This is a genomic window from Adhaeribacter radiodurans (assembly GCF_014075995.1).
GTDB classification, from domain to species: Bacteria; Bacteroidota; Bacteroidia; order Cytophagales; family Hymenobacteraceae; genus Adhaeribacter; species Adhaeribacter radiodurans.
The window spans coordinates 472,697-489,432 of sequence record NZ_CP055153.1 but is presented as its reverse complement, the minus strand read 5'-3'; the positions used below and the strand labels follow the sequence as shown (position 1 = coordinate 489,432).

Here is a 16,736-nt window from a genome sequence, read left to right as displayed (position 1 = left end):
GAAAAGAATATCATTAAAAAAAATAACCCTTGGCTTATTGAGCCAAGGGTTAGAAAATTTAATTTATAGTATTTAAAAAATAAGTAACTGAACAAAATTAATTTTATATACTCAAGGTCAGCATCGTAGCAAAAAGCAATTAATAATCATATACTTATACACACAAAAGTCTAATATCTTGATACTTGTGGCTCTTTACTTAAAAGCTTTGAGGCTTAACTTTTCTTTTTGGGTTGATGCATCATTAGTTTGTTGATATAAGCGGTTACCTCCGTTGCCGGGCGTTTTTCAACTAAGTAAAACTGTCCTTTTTTAGTACTATCCCAGGTATTAGAACCATCTGCCTTCACCACTATTCTACCCGGTTTCAGCTCATAGTAAGGTGCCGCTCCTTTTATAGCTACTAAAACCGCCGTTTGGTCCCAACTCATACGGCCATTTTTATCTTCTCTAGCTTTTGGTATACTTATCCGGAATACATCCTTTGTCGGGCTCTTGGTAATGCTTTTATTTTGAATAAGCGGAATACCGGTTTTAACTTTTTCGCCGATTTCAAACCCGCTGAATATAATTGGAGTGGGCCAATTGTTTAAAGCCTTAATAGAAGCTTCGGTATCTCTATAAACGTTATACTCCCGGCCTTCCGGAAATTTACCGGCCATACTTACCAGTTGTTTTACTTTCTGGTTTATTAGTTCTTTACCCGATAGTTTGGAATATTGATCAGGCTTAGATTCTAACAAATTTGCTAAATTGGTAAAGAAACCTACGGTTACAATGGTTACGCTCTTATCGGGTTGTTTGGCTAGTATTTGACGGTACAGGGTTACTGCATCGGGTACTTCGGCATTAGATTTAACACGATGCGGATAACGGGCTACAATGGTATCGGACCAATGTTGCGAATCAGGATCATCTACGGCTTTTCCTTTTGGTACGGCAATCGGGATATTTGGCCGGTTAAAGTAAGTATTAAATACACTAAGCACCTGGCTTACCTTGGCGTACTTATCGCTGGCAATTGTAGCCAAAATATTTACCTGACCGCTATCGGCTAAAGCGTGCAGTAAGGTAATTGCTCCTACATCATCGTAATCGGGCCCAATATCCGTGTCAAAGATTAAAGATACCGGCTTCTTCATACTGGTCTTTTGAGCAAAACTTAAACTACCGATTAATAAAATAAATAAACAACTAAGAGAGATCCGTTTTACCATAAAGGCTGTAAGAGTTAAGAACAAGAAACATTAAGCGAGTATAAGTTCCTAAAAATGGATGAAAATGCATTCATAACCAAAAAAATTAGCCAGGTACTGAATTAAGAGCAATAGGTAAACCGCCACTTTACTTTAAATAAAATTTTACCGTACCGGTATTTACTCTTTTATCCAGTTAAATTTTTAACTTCTAGTAAATATAGATTTAAGGTTATCTCTGATTTGATAACAAGAATTCTTTTTCAGAAACTGGTACAGAATTTACGTTGTAGGTTAATTTATTCTTCCGGAATTCGCCCATCAATAACTCCACTACCTTCGAATAACTTTTTATTCCGTCAGCTTGATCATTGGCTTTCAAAAATAAATCGTAAAACCATCCGCTAAATACTTCAATCGGATTTTGAAAACTTTCCCAATACCGTCGGTTTTCGGCCAAGTCTTGTTTTAAACCCGAACTGTAGTATCGCCTCATTTTCTTGTAAGCCCGAGGATTTACTTTTCGTAACCGGTTCATAGCGTATTTTAAAGCCATATAATTACCGGAATATTGAAAAAAAGGATCCGGGTTTAAACGGCAAACCAGATACGAAACAAAATTTGCCTCATCTTCGGAAGCAAAGCCTATTTGGTGCGCCATTTCATGGCAAATGGTTCCGGGCAATAAATACGCCGGCGGGTGCATGTTTACGTTAGCTTCGCCGGTAAACGGAAAATAAATTCCACTCACCCCAAAAAAAGACATTACCTGCGGTACATAAACGGCCTTAACCGAATAATGTGAGTAAGCTAATTCCGGAAAAGCTGGCGCTACTGCTTTAAAACCCGCGGTAGCCTGGGCTAACATTTTAACTTGGCTAATTGGTGCATGTAAAGGCTGGCTCTGGTTTTGAGTAAGTTGATTGCGGCTGGCATTAGTAAGTTGAATAAGTCGGAGGCACAATTTTTCCAGGTCGGCACTTGAAACTGGAGCTTCTTTTATTTGCACAATTTGCTCAAGGGGCCGGCGATGGTAATTTAAACCCCACATGCCAGTAAATAGAAAATAAAAAATAGACAAAAAAGTAAAAATGCCCAGTAAACTGGAACGGCCAAATTCTTTTAAACTAATTTGCCGGAGAGCTAATTTTCGAATATGTTTTACAATGGCAATTATTAATCCGAGTACCAGGCTATAAAATAAAATTTGTCCAATCGGGAAAGAGAAACTACCAAATAGTATTCTTAAAAATTGGCTTAGTTTTTTGTAAAACAAGCCTGTATAGAATTTTTCTACCAGCAACGGATTAGCAGCAATTAGTTTTACTAAAATTATTTGTAGCGGTAGACTCAGATAGATAAAGATGTCTCTGTTTTTTTTACTCACTTTTATTAATTCTACTACATTAAAATATTAATCTCCCAAGCAACTGTAAAATAAAAGGTTTCATGGTGCTTTGGAAGATTTGTATTCATAACCATGTACAATTTAAAAATATTTTACCGACAATTTACTAAAGCAATAACAGCTTCTAAATTGCTGAATGGACATGAACAACTTTTAAAATAGTAATTTATACTGCTCAACTATTTCCCATCATTAAATATCGATTGTATTTACAGGTAAAAAAGCAGGATAGCAATTGTTATTAAAGCTCAAAAGCTCGAAAAGTTTTCTCCTATTAAGAAGTGTAGTATTGGATAGGAATAATTACGGGAAATTGCTCGATGCAATCTGCAAGGGGCTTTTAATTAGCAGTTTGGCCTGTGGTGAACATGAAGGGGCTAGAGCCCGACAGATAGCCATTTTAAATGTATAATGGAACATTACTCTACTTACTCTTTACCAGGGCAATTCTCCATTATTTAATCTTCGCTAACTTATTGTAGTTAAAGCAACGGGTAAGATTTACTAAATAATAAATACTAGTAGCTCCTACGCCTCTACTAAAATTATTTAGAGCAGATAATTAACTAAATAACCATCTCTGGGCATCTTCTTTTGTTAAGAACACTTCTACGTTAATAGAACTTCTAATTTTAGAATTTGCAACTAGCGCATCCTGAACCCGATACACATCCATAGATACTAAAGAGATAGGATTTACTAAATACGCCAATTTCAGATTTTCTCCATTTAACAAAGGCACTATTTCCTTCATTACCCAATTCTGATCAGCAATTTCCAGGTAGCTCCTTTCCCGGACATCATATAAAATACGAGTTATATCGTATTCGTCGGCATAACTTACAATTAAGCTAAGTTCTTTCCGAAAAATAGTGCTTGTATGCTGCTGTAACCACGTAATTTCAACGTACTCTTTTTTTGTATTTATCTCTACTTTAATGTAATCCGTGGCATATATTGATTGCAGATGTATCATAAAAAAGATAAATAAACCTTTCATTAAATTTAGAAGCGGGTCAGTTCTATGCAGATTTTGCTTTTGAATGCCGGTAAATTACCAGTAACCTAACCCGTGCAATAAAAAACTGGCTACGTTACACTCCTTAAAGTGTTTCCTGAAGCCAGGAACAGGCCGACTCCATATCTAGAAAGAACTCTAAATTAAACAACTGCTTCGGCTTAATAAGTTGAGTTGGGTCATCCATAATGGGTTGCCTATCTGTCATCATCAGGGTCTCTGGTTGCAAAACAATAGCAAACTTCCGGAGCTTTCCGCCTTTTAGTAAAGGGCGCATCTTGGCATACATCCAATGTTGGTCGGCCATGTATAAGTATTGCACCTTACGCGAATCGGTTAACCATAATTTTGCTTTATGCTCCAGCGCAATCAGGATAGCTTGGCGGTAACCTTGCCGGTAAACTTCGCTTGTGGGATGTTGTAGCCAGGTAAGGCGTAATAAAGAAATGTCGGGATTTATGTTTATTTTAAGTCCTTCATCCTCAAAAACCAAAAGCGTAGTAGAAGTATCAGTCATAGTTGTTTAAAATTGGTTATTCGTTTTAATAGCAAGAGGGTAATCAAATACTAACAATAATTGTTTTAATCTGGAACTTGGTTAAGCAAGTATTCAGATATTTGCGCTTATAGAATCAAAAAAATCCTATAAGAAACTTGGCTGAATTATAAACCTTATGGATTATTATAACTGCGGCTAAACACTTTTAATAGGTAGGATAGTATTGCTGGAAAGTTTTATATTACAATAAAAAAAGCATCCTGAAGAGGATGCTTTCACAAATAAAAGTGAGGCGTACTGGGTTCGAACCAGTGACCTCTACCCTGTCAAGGTAGCGCTCTGAACCAACTGAGCTAACACCCCGGTGCGTTAAACAAAGCTACATATTTCCTCTAACTTTACAATAAAGCAAATTTTAGAGGTGTTAAGACCAAAGCAAAAGAACGAAGGAATTACAGCTAGCTTGAAGCAATTTTTACCAGTAGGGCAAAACAATTGAGCTTCTACTCAAAAGTGGTTAAGAGAGTTGGTTTATACAGGAAAGTTTAGGTAGTAGTTAACGTTTAAGGAAGGACTAAATTAGCTATTTGAATTTCTCAAGAGAAATACTTAAACTTCACTTAGTTGGAACAGCATTTTTAATTCCTTGAGTAATTTCAGATAAACGCTTTTGAAAACCCTCGGGACGATGTTCCACTTCCTTTACCTGAATAGCATTTATCATTTCTAATAATTCAGCGGGATGTTCTGTGGAGCGGCCTGTTGCCATACTCACGTAGCGCATAGTAGTCCAGAGTAAGGATTTTAAATGCGTACGGGCCTCGTTAAACATAGTGCCTTCAATTACAATGCTATTTTCATCGAAATGCACCAACTGCGTTTGTATAATAATATTCTCGCCAAGGTCAGCCGGACGGAGATAAGCAGTTTGATGGTGCGTAACTACCCAGTTTGCCTGGTATTTTTTAGAAAGCTCCAGCAAATTTAAAGCGTAATAGTAGCGGGTATGCTCTTCGCGGGTGTTTAAGAAATAATCAAAATACCGCACATTATTTAAATGGCCCAAGGCGTCACAATCCTGAAAGCGAACAAATAACTTTGTTTCAGGTGATTTAACAATATTTTCAGCATCTATTTTCATAGAGATAAAGTACGTACAACCGCTCCATTATATCAGAAATTTAACAGAAAATAAAGGATTTTTATAGATCTAATCTTTCCCTGTTAGCCGCTATGCCAAGCAAGTAAACTGCCTGCATTTCTAAAATTCTTCAGCTTGAGGCAAATTTTACCTTAAGAATTTTCAGTTTCGGCTTGCCGGGCTTCTACTTCAAATTTGTTATGGTAATACCCCACTTTAATAGATTCAATTAAATAAAGCCAGAGAAATTTAAAAAAGCCATACCGCTGAAATTGCCGGATATGGCAGCACTCGTGCGCAAACCACGATTTGTTTTTTAGGAATGATTCTTTTTTTACCCCGCTTAAGTGAATAGCTTTTCCTAACACCATTGCCACATTATCTGATTTTAGCACCACGCGGGCAATGCGGGCTAATACAGAATTTTCAACAATTTTATAATCCACCTAAATGCTTTATTTAACGGATAAATCCAAAATATATTCTTTTCTTAATGCTGCAATAAACCAATAAAGCCATAGTAAATTTTATAGATAGATTGCACGAAAAAAAGAAAATACTACTTACAATTTTTGGTAGTTTAAAAATTCTAGCTAGATTTAAGCTATCAAAGTAATCAAACGAATTAGTTTTATACTATATTTTCAGTTTGAAGGTTTCAAAATCAACCGTTTATCAGGAAAAAATTACTTTTTTATTAACTAATAGGCGCTAAGCGTTTTTGTATCACTTTAATCCGATTAGATGAAAAACTTTATTTTAGGAGGTTGTGCCATTGTTGCCATGAGTTTATCCTTTTTCTTCGAACAGGCACCAACTGGTAAAAATACTAAATTAGCTGCAATGGAATCGGCTTCGGTTTTACCGGTAGATTTACCAACTAACTCTACTACTTCACCCGCCATTAATTTTAGAGACACCCTTTACTACAACTACTACGCTCAAACCCTGGGAGTTAAATTCAATTACTCCGAAGACAAACAACTGTTGGCTACGGTAGCCGATTGGTTAGGAACCCCCTACCGCAGTGGCGCTGCTTCTAAAAAAGGAACGGATTGTTCCGGGTTTGTAACGAAAGTTTACCAGGAAGTATATGGCATAAAATTAACCCATAGTTCCCGTTCTATGTTTCAGAGTGTGGAACGAATAAAAAAATCAGCAATAAAAGCCGGTGATTTAGTGTTTTTCCGGCGCGGACCGGGTAAACCTATTTACCACGTGGGCATCTACCTCAACAACAATAAATTTATTCATTCGGCTAGCAATGGCGGAGTTATGGTATCTTCGTTAAACCAAGCTTATTACGCCCGCAATTTTTATGCGGCTGGTCGGGTTAACATGTAATTACTAATTTTACATAAAACGGCCCGGTAGCAGGTATAATTTTATACCTGCTACCGGGCCGTTTTTATTTGGCAACTACCCAGAATACAGTTATTCTATTACCTATCTTCGGCACCTAATTGTTTAACTAAGTAAACAGAAACATCAATATCAAGATAGTAGAGGTTAGACTTTTGTGTATAAGCAATAGTATGTTAATTTCTTTTTACTACGCTTTTGATAGCATGTTTAGTAAATTAATTTTGTTCAGTTACTTAGATCTACTTCATAACAATTACGGTTCTTAATTTTCTAGTCTCAAAACTTTAAAATTTTATCAACTTTATAATATTATAACTATTTCGACGTATACCAGTATAAAAGAGGCACGTTAAATTAGTAATACGGTTACTATACCGTTAACAATTGTTTCTAATTTGTTAATTAATAACACAGGCACTTTTAAACTTAACCCACTGAAATTCAGCACTAAAAACTATGAAAAATCAAACTAATACTGGTCAGAAAATATCTGAATCACCTATTTTTAAAAATATTTTATCTAAAGCCGAAGAATATTTAAAGAAACCGCTCCGGGTAAAAAAGCTTCTGAACGACGCTTATACGAAGGCCAGCCAGAAAAAAGATGTCGGCACCATTGCCCACGAAGCATGGGAAAGTTTACAAACATTGTCGCGCATGATTAAAGCAGCTGTTTCCGGCGAATATACCGGTATCCCGACAAGTACACTGGTTGGGGGAATAGCAGTAGTGTTGTACTTTTTATCTCCGGTTGATTTTGTGCCCGACTTTATTCCTGTAATTGGGCTCTTAGATGATGCCGCTTTACTAGCCTGGTTTATGACCAGCATAAAATCGGAAATGGATAAATTTGAAGAATGGGAAAAAGGCAATCAGGCCCAAACGATTCAAAATGCTATGATGAGCAGCAATCAACCGGTAGATACCTCTGCCAATACGCCTAAATACAGTTCTACTTACGATAACTCCGACACCGATAATCAAACCTTCAGCGGCAGCCAGGCTACCGGCGCAGAAACTAACCCTTCCTCGCAAAGACGGAACGAAGATGGCACTCTTAAAAACGATCAGGAAAAACTGGGAGTAAAGGACTTTGCCCCCCACGACTTACCAACCGAAAGCAATACGCCTGACGATTCAGCTATTAAAGTTACTTCTGCCGGAATTGGGGAACCAAATGTACGAGCGGCCACTACCGATAGCACGCGTTTACCAAATTCCAACCAAGATGATCGCAAACTGGGCGGTAACGTTCGCTAATTAAACTATTAAATTTTATTATAAAACCACTTCTTAAACGGAAGTGGTTTTTTGTTTCTGATTAGGAACGAGTTCCATTTTGCTGCCTGCACCAGACTTGCGTATTTGGCCAAGTTATGTAACTTTGGTAACTAACCATCCTGATTATTGTGCCATCTGTAACACCACCTATCTCATCTGTCCGAGTTCATGTAGAAGGAATTGGAACCGTTTTATTTGAACGTAGTGCTAAAGCCAAACACATCAGCATCCGTATTAAACCTTTAGCCGGCGTACGGGTGGCGGTGCCCCAACGAGTAAACTTTGAAAAAGCCCACGCATTTTTATTAAGTAAAATTGATTGGATAAAGGGCCACTTGCAAAACATAAACAAACAAGAAAATAAGCGCACCGTTTTTTCCCAACACTCTCTTTTCCGAACTTTTAACCATACGCTACAATTACAAGCTGTAGCCATTAGTAATTCATTTAAGGCACGCATTTCCGGAGAAACTTTACTGGTAACTTATCCGGATTATAAATCCGAAGAAGAGGAGGAAGTACAGGAATTTATTAGGCAAGCTGTAGAAGCTACTTACCGTCTGGAAGCCAAAGCGTATTTACCTGGCCGGGTAGATTTTTTTGCCCGCAAATTTGACTTTACCTACAACAAAGTTGTAATTAAAAATACCAGTACCCGCTGGGGAAGTTGTTCGGCTGTAAATAATATAAATTTAAACCTTCACCTGATGCGCTTGCCGGAACATTTACGCGATTACGTAATTCTGCACGAACTGGCCCATACCGTAGAAAAAAACCATGGTCCCCGTTTCTGGGCCTTGCTCGATCGTATTAGCGGTAATGCCCGCTACTTAGACCGCCAAATGAAAGCTTACCGAACATCTATCTTTTAAGTTAATTCAGTTTTTGTTTCCAGGGCTTTCACCTTTAATTATGACCAATATCCCGGTGAGATTTAGAATATTTTAAAGTAAGCTAAATCTATTTGCCTACTTTTTTTTATTTACCCGGCTTAGCTTATTAGCTAAAGATTTTCTCATAAAGGTTAGATTCTTTAACTTGTTGCGGTACAATTCCAATAATTAAAAACAGGTCTTCTTAAACGTAAATGGAAATAAATATCTCCGATAACCCACAGGAACTTGGTAAAGCTGCCGGTTCTACCGCGGCCAAATTAATCCGGCAAGCCATTGCCGAAAAAGGAAGCGCTACTATAATTTTAGCTACCGGCACCAGTCAGTTTGAAACTTTAAAGCAGTTAATTGCTGAACCAAATATAGATTGGAGCCAGGTTACCATGTTCCATTTGGACGAGTACATTGGCTTACCTGAATCTTCGCCGGCCAGTTTCCGCAAATACCTGAAAGAGCGTTTTATCTCCAGAGTTCCTGCCTTAAAAGCGGTTCACCTGGTTAATGGCGAAACTGCACCTGAAGCAGAATGCGAACGTTTAGGTGAATTAATCCAAAATAATCCGGTAGATGTAGCTTTAATCGGAATTGGAGAAAACGGACATATTGCCTTTAACGACCCACCCGCCGATTTTGAAACAGAACAGCCCTATATTATTGTAGAATTAGACGAGCCTTGCCGCCGCCAACAATTCGGAGAAGGTTGGTTTCAGTCAATGGAAGAAGTTCCCCGACAAGCCATCAGTATGTCGGTAAAGCAGATTATGAAATCTAAACGCATTATTTGCTCCGTGCCTGATAGCCGGAAAGCTGAAGCGGTAAAAAATAGCCTGGAACAACCCGTGAGTACTATTTACCCTGCCTCTATCCTGCAAAATCATCCGGATTGTAAATTTTACCTCGACCAAGCATCGGCATTCCTGCTAACCAAAAAAATTTGATAAACCAGGTTATTGTGGGTTAATCAAAATTAAAAAAGATTATATTTAGAGTAACCGGCCATATTCATTTAAAATCACTATGAAAGAAAATTACAATAGACGAAAGTTTATTAAATCGGCAACGGTTGCCGGTATTGGTTTAGGATTAAGTTTAAAATCATCGCCCGGCTGGAGCTTAGATAATCCCGTTCCGAAAGGCAAGAGAGTAGGTATAATTGGTTTAGATACTTCGCATAGCACTGCTTTTACTAAAGCGCTAAACAGCCCGGATGCTAAACCAGAATTTGAAGGATACCGGGTAGTAGCGGCCTACCCCAAAGGCAGTAATGACATAGAATCAAGTATTAAACGCATACCGGAATACACCGAAGAAGTAAAAAAGTACAACGTTAAAATTGTTGATTCTATTAAAAAACTGCTGCAGGAAGTAGACGTAGTGCTACTGGAAACCAACGATGGTCGGCCACATCTGGAGCAAGTACTACCCGTTTTAAAAGCCGGGAAACGGGTTTTTATTGACAAACCCATTGCGGGCTCTTTAAAAGACACAGTTGCCATTTTCGAAGCCGCCAAACAATACAAAATACCGGTTTTTTCTTCTTCCTCTTTACGTTATTTAGCTACTGCGCAAGAAGTGGTGCAAGGCAAAATCGGGAAAGTTTTAGGCGCTGATACGTACAGTCCGGCTACTTTAGAAAAAACGCATCCGGATTTGTTCTGGTACGGTATTCACGGCGTAGAAACCTTGTTTACCGTTATGGGTGCCGGCTGCAAAAGCGTAGTTCGCCACTCCACTGATAGTACAGAATTAGTGGTAGGCACCTGGCAAGATAACCGCATCGGAACGTTCCGGGGCACCCGCACTGGCACGCATGATTACGGCGGAACAGTTTTCGGCGAAAAAGGAAATTTAACCCTTGGTCCTTACGATGGCTATAATGCCTTACTGGTTCAAATAATTAAATTCTTTCAAACCGGGCAAGCACCTGTAACACCCGAAGAAACCTTAGAAATATACGCTTTTATGGAAGCTGCGGACGAAAGCAAACGCCAGAGCGGTCAACTTGTTACTTTAGAAAGTGTGCTACAAAAAGCAAGAGCTGCTAAAGGTTGAACCAAGTCTTTTTAATACATATTAGTTGTCGGGAAAAATTACTTTAGAACAGGTTTTTGTTTAATTGAAATGGATAACAGCAATTTTAGAATCCAACAACTAATAACCAACAACTACTTTTTATTATTTTGATTTTACCTTAATACTTACATTGATAAAGATTTAAATATGAAGAGCACGCGTCGATTATTCATAAAAAATGCTGTTACCGGAGCGGCAGCTGTTTCTTTTGGGGGTGTATTGCCTGGTTTTAGTGCCAAGAGTTACGGCAACATACTAGGAGCTAATGAACGCATTAAAGTAGCCAGTATGGGAGTTAATTCCAGGGGGCTAGCCGTTGCCAGCAATTTTGCCCGGCAGGAGAATTGCGAAGTACTCTATATTTCTGACGTGGACTCCCGGGCCGCTGCTAAATGTATTGCTACCGTAGAACCCATTCAGAAAAAGAAACCTAAAGCGGCACCCGATTTTAGAAAAGCTCTCGAAGTTAAAAACCTGGATGCATTAATTGTAACCGCTCCCGACCACTGGCATGCGCCGGCAGCCATTCTGGCCTGTAAAGCGGGCAAACACGTTTACCTCGAAAAACCAGCCAGCCATAACCCCAAAGAAGGCGAAATGGTAGTGGAAGCCGCTAAAAAATACAACCGGGTTATTCAATTGGGAAACCAGCGCCGTTCCTGGCCCAATGTAGTAGCAGCTATTAAAGAATTACATGCCGGAGTAATCGGTCGGCCTTATTTTGCCAAAAGTTGGTACACCAATAACCGGCCGTCTATTGGCAAAGGTAATGAAGTGCCGGTGCCTTCGTGGCTTAATTATGAACTATGGCAAGGCCCCGCACCACGCCAACCTTACCGCGATAACTTAATTCATTACAACTGGCATTGGTTCTGGAACTGGGGTACCGGCGAATCTTTAAATAACGGCACCCACATGGTAGATTTAGCGCGTTGGGGCTTAGGCGTGGATTATCCTACGCGGGTTACTTCGGCCGGTGGACGTTACCGTTACCAGGATGATTGGCAAACTCCCGATACCCAAGTTATTACTATGGAATTTAATAACCGTACGAGCATGGTTTGGGAAGGCCGTAGTTGCAATGGCCGTACCATTGAAGGCAATAGTGCGGGGGTAATGTTTTATGGTGAGAACGGTTCTTTATTAATTGAAAGCGGCAACTCTTACATTATTTACGATTTGCAGAACAAAGTTGTAAAAGAAGTAAAGAACGACATGGAAATTGATGCCCGTAACCTGGCCGACCCCGCTCAGGAATTAGATGCTTTCCATATCCGAAACTTTTTTGATGGTATCCGCCAAGGCACCAAAGTAAATTCTGATATTTTAAGTGGCCATCAAAGTACTTTACTGGTTCAATTAGGCAATATTGCCCTTCGGTCGGGCCATACGTTAAACATTAACCCGGAAAACGGCCACATTATTAATGATAACGAAGCCATGAAATTCTGGAGCCGCGAATACCAACCGGGTTGGGAACCGAAAGTATAGTCAATTTACCAGTTACCATTTACTAATTTATTTATTCACTTAAAGGAAAACCAAAAATATCTGAGCATCCAATAACTAAATTTCCACAAAGAGTAATTAGTAACAACTGTAGCAAAGAATAAACTTCACCAGTTTAATTGTGGAGAGCCTTCTAAAATTCTGGTGCCAAGTAACAAGGCATTCAAACGAAAGAGGATAGTAGTAGTAGTAGTAGCAGCATCTCCTCCCCTGTTTTAAGGGGAGTTGCCGCAAGCGGAGGGGTAAACGGGTTACGGTTCAAACAAGTTAGCGCCATAGCCTTGAGACTGGTACAGGCACAACGGATAAACCAATACAATAACACTAGTCTATAATTAAATCTGCTAAACAGCAATGAACAAAACGATAGAAGTAACCACCAACAAACCAACTTCATTGGTAGCTGTTAGTTCTTTAAGCAAGCGCGATACGGTTATTTCTATTCTTATTATTGGTCTGCTGTTTTTTATTTTTGGGTTTGTGTCCTGGGTAAATGCCATTCTGATTCCTTATTTTAAAATAGCCTGCGAACTGACTCATTTTAAAGCTTACCTGGTAACTTTTGCTTTTTACATTTCTTACTTTTTCATGTCGGTTCCGGCTTCCTTTTTTCTAAAAAAAGTAGGTTTTAAAAAGGGAATGATGTTTGGATTTTGGACCATGGCCGTCGGGGCTTTTATTTTTGTTCCGGCAGCTTATACTCGTACCTATGAAATATTTTTAATTGGATTGTTTACCATTGGGGTAGGTTTGGCTATTCTGCAAACGGCAGCTAATCCTTACATCACCGTATTAGGTCCCAAAGAACGCGCGGCCCAGCGCATTAGTATCATGGGCATTTGTAACAAAGGAGCGGGCATTCTGGCCCCCATAATCTTTGCCGCGGTAATTCTAAAAGCAAACGACACGGAATTGTTCACCCAATTGGCTACCATGGGTGAAGCTGAAAAAAACACGGCTCTGGATGCTTTAATTCGCCGGGTAATTGTGCCTTACACCTGTATTGGTGTGGTACTTTTAGGTTTAGGTTTACTGGTTCGGTACTCGCCTCTGCCAGATATTAATACCGAACAAGAAACGGCAGAAGTAGCTTTAGCCAATTCCGACAAAACCAGTATTCTTCAGTTTCCCCACTTAATTTTAGGCGCTTTTGCTATTTTTCTCCACGTTGGTACCCAGGTAATTGCCATTGATACCATTATCGGCTATGCCAATTCCATGCACATTGATTTAATGGAAGCTAAAGTTTTTCCGTCCTATACCTTATTTGTCACTATTTGCGGGTACATTCTGGGAATTATTTTTATCCCAAAATTTATCAGCCAGGTAAATACTTTGCGCTTATTTACCTTAATGGGCGCGGTTTTTACTTTATTCATCCTCTTTGCCAAAGGACAGGTTTCATTTTTAGGCCATACTTCGGACGTCTCCATCTGGTTTGTGGTGTTGTTAGGCTTAGCGAACTCACTGGTTTGGGCCGGCATCTGGCCTTTAGCCTTAGATGGATTAGGCCGATTTACTAAAATCGGTGCTTCCGTTATGATTATGGGTTTATGCGGCAATGCCATTCTGCCTTTATTTTACGGCTATTTTGCCGATGCTTACGACGTTCGCACTGCTTATTGGGTATTATTTCCGTGTTACCTTTACCTGGTATTTTACGCTTTCCGGGGGCACCGCATCCGGAGTTGGAAATAATTTATTTTAATCTTTCCTGCTTTTAATTAAATTTCTATTCATGATTCCACAAAAGTTAAAATTATACAATGGTAGAATAATTACGCCTTACCGAATTATTCCTAATGGCACCATATTAATAAACGAGGGTAAAATTACCGCGGTAAGTGAAGGAAATATAGAAGTAGCCGATGCGCGGGAAATAGATGTGCAGGGGAAATACATTGCGCCGGGTTTTATTGATATTCATGTGCACGGCGGTGGCGGGCACGATTTTATGGATGGTACGGAAGAAGCTTTTTTAAAAATAGCAGAGACGCATGCCCGGTATGGCACCACGGCTATGCTACCAACTACCCTTACCAGTACGCACGAAGAATTACTGCAAACACTTGAAATTTACGAGCAGGCCGATAAAAATAATAAAAAAGGCGCTCAGTTTCTGGGGTTACATTTAGAAGGTCCTTACTTTGCTATGACCCAGCGGGGGGCGCAGGACCCTCGTTACATTCGCGACCCCGACCCAAAAGAATATACCGATATCCTGGCTCGTTCTGCTTCGATTAAACGCTGGAGTGCCGCTCCGGAATTAAAAGGAGCGATTGAATTTGGTCAGTATTTACGTTCCAAAGGAATTTTAGCCGCCGTTGCGCATACCGATGCTATTTACGAGCACGTTATTGAAGCTTTTGAAAATGGCTATACCCTGGCTACACATCTTTACTCGGCTATGTCGGGGGTTACCCGCCGAAATGCTTTCCGCTACGCCGGGGTAATTGAAAGCGCTTTTATCCTCGACGAAATGGACGTGGAAATAATTGCTGACGGCATTCATTTGCCGCCGCCGCTTTTAAAACTGGTTTACAAAACTAAAGGCCCAGACCGGACAGCATTAATCACCGATGCCATGCGGGCAGCCGGAATGCCCCCCGGCGAGAGTATTTTAGGAAGTAAACACAACGGTTTAAAAGTAATTGTAGAAGACGACGTAGCCAAATTACCCGACCGAAGTTCTTTTGCTGGCAGCGTAGCCACCACCGACCGCTTGGTACGGAATATGGTTTTTCAGGCCGATGTTCCTTTAGTAGATGCCGTTCGAATGATGACCAGTACCCCAGCTAGAATTTTAGGAATTTTAGAAAAGAAAGGAACGCTGGCAGTTGGTAAAGATGCCGACATAGTAGTATTTGATTCAAACATTACTATAGATTCTACTATTATTAAAGGAGAAGTAGTTTATTTTGTTTAGCAATATTAAAGCAACGGCTACTTTTAACGGGGAATCACCTTTCTTTCAATCAAGAAACGAGAATTTATTTTATACCCTTGTGATGGTTATAAGATGCTTTTTTTGAGTTGATTACTTAATATAATTTCTATATATTACCCAGGTAAAATCGACAACTATGGCCCTTACGCAAACCCAGCTCGTTTCTGATGCTCCGGATTTAAAACCTGTTTCTGCGGCTCCAACTTCTCCCAACCGCTTAGCTTCTATAGATATTTTGCGGGCTATAACTATGGTTCTCATGATATTTGTAAATGACCTCTGGTCGTTAAAAAATATTCCGGCCTGGTTAGAACACGTTCCCCGAGGGGTAGATGGCATGGGACTAGCCGACACCATATTTCCGGCTTTTTTATTTATTGTTGGAATGTCGCTTCCATTGGCCATAGCCAATCGTAAAGCAAAAGGCGACAGTAATTTTACTTTATTGGGGCATATTGTAACCCGAACAATAGGTTTGCTGGTAATGGGTTTATTTCTGGTAAACGGCGAATACATTAATGCTGCCGCAACCGGTATGCCCCGGGTAGTATGGTATTCCCTTTCCTGTATTTCTTTCATTCTTATCTGGAACATTTATCCTGCTTCTATTAAAACCCAAACAGCCCGTATTTTGCAAGGCGTTGGCATTGCTATATTGCTCGTACTAGCTTTCCTTTACCGGGGCGGCGAAGACGATGCTGCTAATCGTTTTTCTATTTATTGGTGGGGCATTCTGGGGTTAATTGGTTGGTCGTATTTTACCAGTGCGCTTATTACTTTATTTGCCGGGAAACGGCAGGTGATTATTGTGGCCGCCTGGGTATTGTTCTGCGGTTTAAGCATGGTGGCGGCGGCCAAATTAATTCCGGAAGGCAGCATAATCCAACTTCTGCCCAGTCCTATTCTGGGGGGTACTCTGGTAGCTCTTAGTTTGGGAGGCGCTTTAACTACTTTGCTTTTTAAATACCTGCAAAAACAAAACTCGCCTAGTAAAACCACACAAGCTTTTATTGCTATTTCAGCAGGACTGATTTTACTCGGCTTTTATACCCGCACGTTTTGGGGAATTGCTAAACTGGGGGCTACTCCGCCTTGGTTATTTATCTGCAGCGCCTTAACCATTCTTACTTTTTTAGTTATTTATTGGATAGCCGATGTAAGTGGCAAAGCGCGTTGGTTTGCATTTATAAAACCCGCCGGAACCGACACTTTGCTGTGTTACTTAATGCCTTACTTTGCCTATGCCGGGGTACAGCTTTTAAATATTCATTGGCCGGAATTTATGCTCACAGGAGGAGTTGGCCTTTTAAAATCCTTTGTGTTTGCCTTGCTCTGCGTTTGGGTAGCAGGCTTACTCAGCAAAAAAGGTATTCGGCTGAAACTTTAAAATTAAATTTTTTGAATTT

15 protein-coding genes and 1 tRNA gene are annotated in these 16,736 nt (G+C 39.7%); 9 read left to right on the top strand and 7 right to left on the bottom strand.

Annotated features, from left to right (window positions below; translation table 11 throughout):
• Positions 1–215 precede the first annotated feature (215 nt).
• The 7 genes from HUW48_RS02545 to HUW48_RS02515 all read right to left on the bottom strand — a co-directional run bounded on the left by HUW48_RS02545 (position 216) and on the right by HUW48_RS02515 (position 5,708).
• The gene (locus tag HUW48_RS02545; protein ID WP_246343663.1) at positions 216–1,142 is read right to left on the bottom strand and encodes a nucleoside hydrolase; all 927 of its coding nucleotides are present in this window, start codon (positions 1,140–1,142) and stop codon (positions 216–218) included.
• Between the two features lie 286 nt (positions 1,143–1,428).
• Positions 1,429–2,583 carry a DUF3810 domain-containing protein gene (locus tag HUW48_RS02540; RefSeq protein WP_182414178.1) on the bottom strand — a complete coding sequence of 385 codons (1,155 nt, stop codon included), beginning with the start codon at positions 2,581–2,583 and terminating at the stop codon, positions 1,429–1,431.
• Positions 2,584–3,166: 583 nt separating this feature from the next.
• Positions 3,167–3,580: a hypothetical protein gene (locus tag HUW48_RS02535; protein ID WP_182414177.1), complete on the bottom strand. Its 414-nt coding sequence runs from the start codon at positions 3,578–3,580 to the stop codon at positions 3,167–3,169.
• A 127-nt stretch (positions 3,581–3,707) separates the two neighbouring features.
• Entirely contained in the window at positions 3,708–4,139 is a 432-nt protein-coding gene (locus tag HUW48_RS02530; protein ID WP_182414176.1) for a hypothetical protein, read from the bottom strand.
• Between the two features lie 270 nt (positions 4,140–4,409).
• Positions 4,410–4,484 (bottom strand) — tRNA-Val (locus tag HUW48_RS02525).
• A 253-nt stretch (positions 4,485–4,737) separates the two neighbouring features.
• Positions 4,738–5,262 carry an acyl-CoA thioesterase gene (locus HUW48_RS02520; RefSeq protein ID WP_182414175.1) on the bottom strand — a complete coding sequence of 175 codons (525 nt, stop codon included), beginning with the start codon at positions 5,260–5,262 and terminating at the stop codon, positions 4,738–4,740.
• Between the two features lie 152 nt (positions 5,263–5,414).
• Complete coding sequence (locus tag HUW48_RS02515) at positions 5,415–5,708, bottom strand: hypothetical protein (RefSeq protein ID WP_182414174.1); 294 nt, start codon at positions 5,706–5,708, stop codon at positions 5,415–5,417.
• 298 nt (positions 5,709–6,006) lie between these two features.
• On the opposite strand from HUW48_RS02515, the gene HUW48_RS02510 reads away from it, so the two are divergent.
• The 9 genes from HUW48_RS02510 (at position 6,007) to HUW48_RS02470 (ending at position 16,717) form a co-directional block, all read left to right on the top strand.
• Complete coding sequence (locus HUW48_RS02510) at positions 6,007–6,606, top strand: C40 family peptidase (RefSeq protein ID WP_182414173.1); 600 nt, start codon at positions 6,007–6,009, stop codon at positions 6,604–6,606.
• Positions 6,607–7,083: 477 nt separating this feature from the next.
• On the top strand, positions 7,084–7,887 hold the full coding sequence (locus HUW48_RS02505; protein ID WP_182414172.1) for a YkvA family protein: 804 nt from the start codon (positions 7,084–7,086) through the stop codon (positions 7,885–7,887).
• A gap of 149 nt (positions 7,888–8,036) precedes the next feature.
• Positions 8,037–8,780: a M48 family metallopeptidase gene (locus HUW48_RS02500; protein WP_182414171.1), complete on the top strand. Its 744-nt coding sequence runs from the start codon at positions 8,037–8,039 to the stop codon at positions 8,778–8,780.
• Positions 8,781–8,995: 215 nt separating this feature from the next.
• Entirely contained in the window at positions 8,996–9,739 is a 744-nt protein-coding gene (locus HUW48_RS02495; RefSeq protein WP_182414170.1) for a glucosamine-6-phosphate deaminase, read from the top strand.
• Positions 9,740–9,818: 79 nt separating this feature from the next.
• Positions 9,819–10,853 (top strand): Gfo/Idh/MocA family protein, encoded by a 1,035-nt coding sequence (locus HUW48_RS02490; RefSeq protein ID WP_182414169.1) that lies wholly within the window; start codon positions 9,819–9,821, stop codon positions 10,851–10,853.
• A gap of 168 nt (positions 10,854–11,021) precedes the next feature.
• Positions 11,022–12,365 (top strand): Gfo/Idh/MocA family protein, encoded by a 1,344-nt coding sequence (locus HUW48_RS02485; RefSeq protein ID WP_182414168.1) that lies wholly within the window; start codon positions 11,022–11,024, stop codon positions 12,363–12,365.
• Between the two features lie 372 nt (positions 12,366–12,737).
• Complete coding sequence (locus HUW48_RS02480) at positions 12,738–14,081, top strand: sugar MFS transporter (protein ID WP_182414167.1); 1,344 nt, start codon at positions 12,738–12,740, stop codon at positions 14,079–14,081.
• A gap of 40 nt (positions 14,082–14,121) precedes the next feature.
• The gene (nagA, locus tag HUW48_RS02475; protein WP_182414166.1) at positions 14,122–15,309 is read left to right on the top strand and encodes an N-acetylglucosamine-6-phosphate deacetylase; all 1,188 of its coding nucleotides are present in this window, start codon (positions 14,122–14,124) and stop codon (positions 15,307–15,309) included.
• A 157-nt stretch (positions 15,310–15,466) separates the two neighbouring features.
• Complete coding sequence (locus HUW48_RS02470) at positions 15,467–16,717, top strand: heparan-alpha-glucosaminide N-acetyltransferase domain-containing protein (RefSeq protein ID WP_182414165.1); 1,251 nt, start codon at positions 15,467–15,469, stop codon at positions 16,715–16,717.
• The last annotated feature ends 19 nt before the right edge of the window (positions 16,718–16,736 follow it).

Coding starts and splice junctions, on each gene's coding strand:
- HUW48_RS02510 (WP_182414173.1), top strand. CDS start 6,007: ATGAAAAACTTTATTTTAGGAGGTTGTGCCATTGTTGCCATGAGTTTA.
- nagA (WP_182414166.1), top strand. CDS start 14,122: ATGATTCCACAAAAGTTAAAATTATACAATGGTAGAATAATTACGCCT.
- HUW48_RS02485 (WP_182414168.1), top strand. CDS start 11,022: ATGAAGAGCACGCGTCGATTATTCATAAAAAATGCTGTTACCGGAGCG.
- HUW48_RS02490 (WP_182414169.1), top strand. CDS start 9,819: ATGAAAGAAAATTACAATAGACGAAAGTTTATTAAATCGGCAACGGTT.
- HUW48_RS02530 (WP_182414176.1), bottom strand. CDS start 4,139: ATGACTGATACTTCTACTACGCTTTTGGTTTTTGAGGATGAAGGACTT.
- HUW48_RS02470 (WP_182414165.1), top strand. CDS start 15,467: ATGGCCCTTACGCAAACCCAGCTCGTTTCTGATGCTCCGGATTTAAAA.
- HUW48_RS02505 (WP_182414172.1), top strand. CDS start 7,084: ATGAAAAATCAAACTAATACTGGTCAGAAAATATCTGAATCACCTATT.
- HUW48_RS02535 (WP_182414177.1), bottom strand. CDS start 3,580: ATGATACATCTGCAATCAATATATGCCACGGATTACATTAAAGTAGAG.
- HUW48_RS02480 (WP_182414167.1), top strand. CDS start 12,738: ATGAACAAAACGATAGAAGTAACCACCAACAAACCAACTTCATTGGTA.
- HUW48_RS02495 (WP_182414170.1), top strand. CDS start 8,996: ATGGAAATAAATATCTCCGATAACCCACAGGAACTTGGTAAAGCTGCC.
- HUW48_RS02545 (WP_246343663.1), bottom strand. CDS start 1,142: ATGAAGAAGCCGGTATCTTTAATCTTTGACACGGATATTGGGCCCGAT.
- HUW48_RS02520 (WP_182414175.1), bottom strand. CDS start 5,262: ATGAAAATAGATGCTGAAAATATTGTTAAATCACCTGAAACAAAGTTA.